The sequence below is a fragment of the Pseudonocardia pini genome, from assembly GCF_013870575.1.
GTDB classification, from domain to species: domain Bacteria; phylum Actinomycetota; class Actinomycetes; order Mycobacteriales; family Pseudonocardiaceae; genus Pseudonocardia; species Pseudonocardia pini.
In genome coordinates this window covers 1-3,874 of sequence record NZ_JACBXB010000539.1, presented here as the reverse complement: position 1 = coordinate 3,874, position 3,874 = coordinate 1, and the positions used below count along the sequence as shown (strand labels likewise).

The window sequence follows — 3,874 nt, the reverse complement described above, 5'->3', positions numbered from 1 at the left end:
CCGCCCGCCGCGGGACCGGTCGCGGCCGAGCCCTCGTTCGCCGTGGCGTTGGCCCGGCTGCTCGACAATCCCGTGGTGAACCTGTTCCTCGCCGTGGTCGAGGGCCTGATGGGCCGTGACGAGGCCCCCACGAGCGCCTTCCGCACGGCCCCGGCGCAGTGCGCGGTGATCGACGCGATCGTCGCCGGTGACCGTGGCCTCGCCCAACACCGGGTACGGAGGGAGCTGGCGACGCCGTCCGAGTCGGCGAACGGATAAAGGTGTCACTACTGCGGTGATCGCTCGGCCACACAGCCGCCTTGTGGCAAATAAGGTCACCGAATACCATCGGTGTCGGGTGGACGGCCGTCGAGGGCGGCCGACTCCCGACCGACGCCGGAGAGGAAGCACCGATGCCGCTGCAGCCCTACATGAAGTTGCTGTCGACCGACGACCACCTCATCGAGCACCCCACGCTGTGGACGGACCGGCTGCCCGCCAGGTTCCGGGACCAGGGCCCGCGGATCGTCGAGCAGGCGCGCCGGAGCGGCGGGCCGCCGTCGGAGGTGTGGAGCTACGAGGACCGCATCTACCCGTACATCGGGCTCAACGCCGTCGCGGGCAAGAAGCCGGAGGAATACGGCACCGAGCCGACCCGGTACGACGAGATGATCCCGGGTTGCTACGACCCGCAGGCCCGCCTCGCCGACATGGACATCGACGGCGTGTGGGGCGCGATCAACTTCCCGTCCTTCCCCCGGTTCGCGGGCACCGTGTTCCTCGAGGGCCGGGACAAGGAGCTCGCCCTGCTCTGCGTCCAGGCGTGGAACGACTACAAGCTCGACGAGTGGTGTGCCGCCGCACCCGACCGCTTCATCCCGATGGTCATCCTGCCGTTGTGGGACGTCGACGCGTGCGTCGCCGAGATCCACCGCACCGCCGCCAAGGGCGCGAAGTGCATCGGCTTCCCGGAGAACCCCTCCCCGCTCGGTCTCCCGTCCTTCCACACCGACCACTGGGACCCGGTCTTCGCCGCCGCGGAGGAGACCGACATGCCGCTCACGCTGCACTTCGGCACGTCCGGGAAGGCCCCGATCACCGCGCCCGAGGCGCCGATGGCCGTGATGATCGCGCTCTTCGGGTGCAACTCGATGTACGCCACCGCGGACCTGCTGTTCTCCCCGGTCTTCCACCGGCACCCGAAGCTGAAGGTCGGGCTGTCCGAGGGCGGCATCGGCTGGATCCCCTACATGCTCGAGCGCATGGACTCCACCTGGGAGCGGCACCGCTACTACCAGAACATCAACCAGTCGATCCGCCCGTCGGACCTGTTCCGCAAGCACATCCACGGGTGCTTCATCGACGACATGTTCGGCATCAAGAACCGCTACGACGTCGGCGTCGACCTGATCACCTGGGAGTGCGACTACCCGCACTCGGACTCGTACTGGCCGCACAGCCGCAAGCGCGCCGCGGAGACGTTCCACGACGTCCCGGACGAGGAGGTCCACAAGATGGTCGAGCTCAACGTCCGCCGCCTCTACAACTTCCCGGCATGACCGCAGGCGGAGAGCGCCCGGTCGGCGCGCGCCCCGAGGAGGGACGCTCCGACTGGACCGAGCAGGACCTGCTCACCATCGACGAGGCCCTCCCCCGGCTGGAGGAGGCCATCACCGAGGTCGAGCAGGAGCTGGCGGGCGTGAACGACGAGGCCGAGAAGGAGCTCGTCGCGCGGCGGCTCGCGGCCATGCACGAGGCGAAGCGCCGCCTGCAGTCCCCGCGACACGACTGAGGCACACGAACGAGAGGCCGGATCACGGGTGATCCGGCCTCTCGTTCGTGTGCTCACGCCCTACCGCGTGCTACCACCGCAGGGGCAGCGACTCCAGGCCCCACACGCCGCCCCCGTGCTCACGGGAGGGTCCCGCCACCTCGTAGTCCGGGATCTGGCGGTGCCACTCCTCGAGCATGACGGCGAGCTCCTGCCTGGCCAGGTGCGACCCGAGGCAGCGGTGCGGGCCCGCGCCGAACGAGATGTGCCGCGTGACCGCCCGGTCCAGGTCGACGGTCCGGGCTCCCGGGTACGCCGCCTCGTCCCGCCCCGCGGCGGACAGCGGGAACACCGCCATGTCGCCCGCCTTGACCGGGCACCCGGCGAACTCGGCGTCCCGGGTGGCCTTGCGGGCCGTCTGCACGATCGGGTACGCCCGCAGGAGCTCCTCGACCGCGTGCGGGATCACCGCGGTGTCCTCGACGATCCGCCGCCGGTCCTCGGGGTGCGTGGCCAGGTGCAGCAGCGCGTAGCTGGACTGGCTGGCCACGGTGTCGAGGCCCGCCATGAACAGCAGCAGCAGGCAGTTCAGCACGTCCTGGTCGGAGGCGGGCTCACCGTCGATCTTCCAGCCGACGGCGGCGCTCACCACGTCCTGCGCGTCGGGGTCCGGGTTCGCGCGGCGCTCGGCGACCAGCCCGGCGAAGTACTGCGTGACCGCGCCCATGCCGGCCATGCGCACACTCCGGTCCGGGTCGGACTCGTTGTTCTGGTGGAGGATCATGTCCTCCCACTTCAGGAACTCGGGGAGCTTCTCCCGGGGCATGCCCATGATCTGCAGGAAGATCGTGGACGGGAAGACCCGGGCGAAGTCCGTCACGAAGTCGCACTCGCCGCGCCCCCGCAGCTCCTCGACCAGGCTCGCCGCGAGCTCGTGCTGCGCCGCGGCCATCGCCTTGGTGCGCCCCGGCGAGAAGTAGCCGCCCAACACCTTGCGCCACTTGGTGTGCTCGGGCGGGTCGAGCATGACCGGGATCCACTTGTACTGCGGGTTCGGCTCCGTCGCGACGATCACCGAGCTGGACCAGAGGTCGGGTTGCTGGAGTCCGGCGAGGATCGTCTCCTGGTCGGTGAAGATCAGGTAGCCGCCCGCCTCCTCACTCCTGGCGGCGGGCCGGGCGGTGTCCTGGATCCCGTCCATCCGCCCGAACAGCGCGTGCGCCGGAACGGGCGGGGGGGTCATCACGTGGTCGACTACCGGGCAGGTGGTGGGTTGCGTGTTCGTCATCCACGACTCCTCGTCGAGTTCCGGGTGGTGTCACAGCTGCGCACGATGCCTGGACTCTAGGACCGACCCGGGGAGTTTGGTAGTCCCAATTCGGTCGACAGCAGGTCGATGCACCGACTTCAGGCCGACGGGTACCCATTAAGAAGCCTCATTTGCTACCGTTGCCTCAGGGCGCCGCAGCTCCGAGGGGCCCGTCCCGAACGAGGAGGATGGACGCCGATGGTCGCCACAGTGGGACTCCTGGGCCCCGGTCGGATCGGCGAGCCGATGGTGGAGCGCCTGCTGGCGGCAGGCCACGACGTCACGGTCCATGCGCGACGGGCCGAGGTCCGTGACCGCCTGGCCGCGCGCGGGGCCCGCCCCACCGACACCGCGGTCGAGGTCGCCGAGGCGGACGTCGTCGTCAGCTGTCTCTACGACGACGCGCAGCTCCGCGAGGTCGCCGCCCCGGTGGTCGCCGCGATGCGGCCCGACACCGTGTTCGTCTCCCACACCACGGGGACCCCGCGCGTGCTGGACGAGCTCGCCGCGCTCGGGCGGGCCGGCGTCGTCGACGCCCCCTTCAGCGGTACCGCGGAGGACGTGTGTGCCCGCTCCCTCACCGTGTACCTGGGCGGGAGCGCCGACGACACCGCCACCGCCCGACGGGTGCTCGCCGCCTACGCGGACCCGATCCTGCCCACGGGGGCGCGCGGCACGGCCCTGCGCACCAAGCTGTTGAACAACCTGCTGTTCGGCGCGATCAGCAGGCTGACCCTGGCGGCCGTCGAGGCAGGCCGGGAGCTGGGCATCGACGAGGCCGCGCTCCTGGCGGCGCTGCGGGCCGGGAGCGGCGG

At 70.7% G+C, this 3,874-nt stretch carries 5 protein-coding genes; 4 read left to right on the top strand and 1 reads right to left on the bottom strand.

Annotated elements, in window-relative coordinates; translation table 11 throughout:
- From H5J29_RS24225 to H5J29_RS24215, 3 genes are all read left to right on the top strand, one after another.
- Positions 1 to 258: hypothetical protein (locus H5J29_RS24225; protein ID WP_376768566.1), on the top strand; the 258-nt coding region annotated here is incomplete at its 5' end.
- A gap of 134 nt (positions 259 to 392) precedes the next feature.
- Entirely contained in the window at positions 393 to 1,538 is a 1,146-nt protein-coding gene (locus tag H5J29_RS24220) for an amidohydrolase family protein (protein WP_181783337.1), read from the top strand.
- Positions 1,535 to 1,771: a hypothetical protein gene (locus H5J29_RS24215; protein ID WP_181783336.1), complete on the top strand. Its 237-nt coding sequence runs from the start codon at positions 1,535 to 1,537 to the stop codon at positions 1,769 to 1,771. The genes H5J29_RS24220 and H5J29_RS24215 overlap by 4 nt, the downstream gene beginning before the upstream one ends.
- Positions 1,772 to 1,841: 70 nt before the next feature.
- Here the strand turns inward: H5J29_RS24215 and H5J29_RS24210 are convergent, their stop codons facing one another.
- On the bottom strand, positions 1,842 to 3,038 hold the full coding sequence (locus H5J29_RS24210; RefSeq protein ID WP_220187854.1) for a cytochrome P450: 1,197 nt from the start codon (positions 3,036 to 3,038) through the stop codon (positions 1,842 to 1,844).
- 219 nt (positions 3,039 to 3,257) lie between these two features.
- Between H5J29_RS24210 and H5J29_RS24205 the strand changes: the two genes are divergently transcribed.
- The coding region (locus H5J29_RS24205; RefSeq protein WP_181783335.1) for an NAD(P)-dependent oxidoreductase at positions 3,258 to 3,874 on the top strand (617 nt) is incomplete at its 3' end.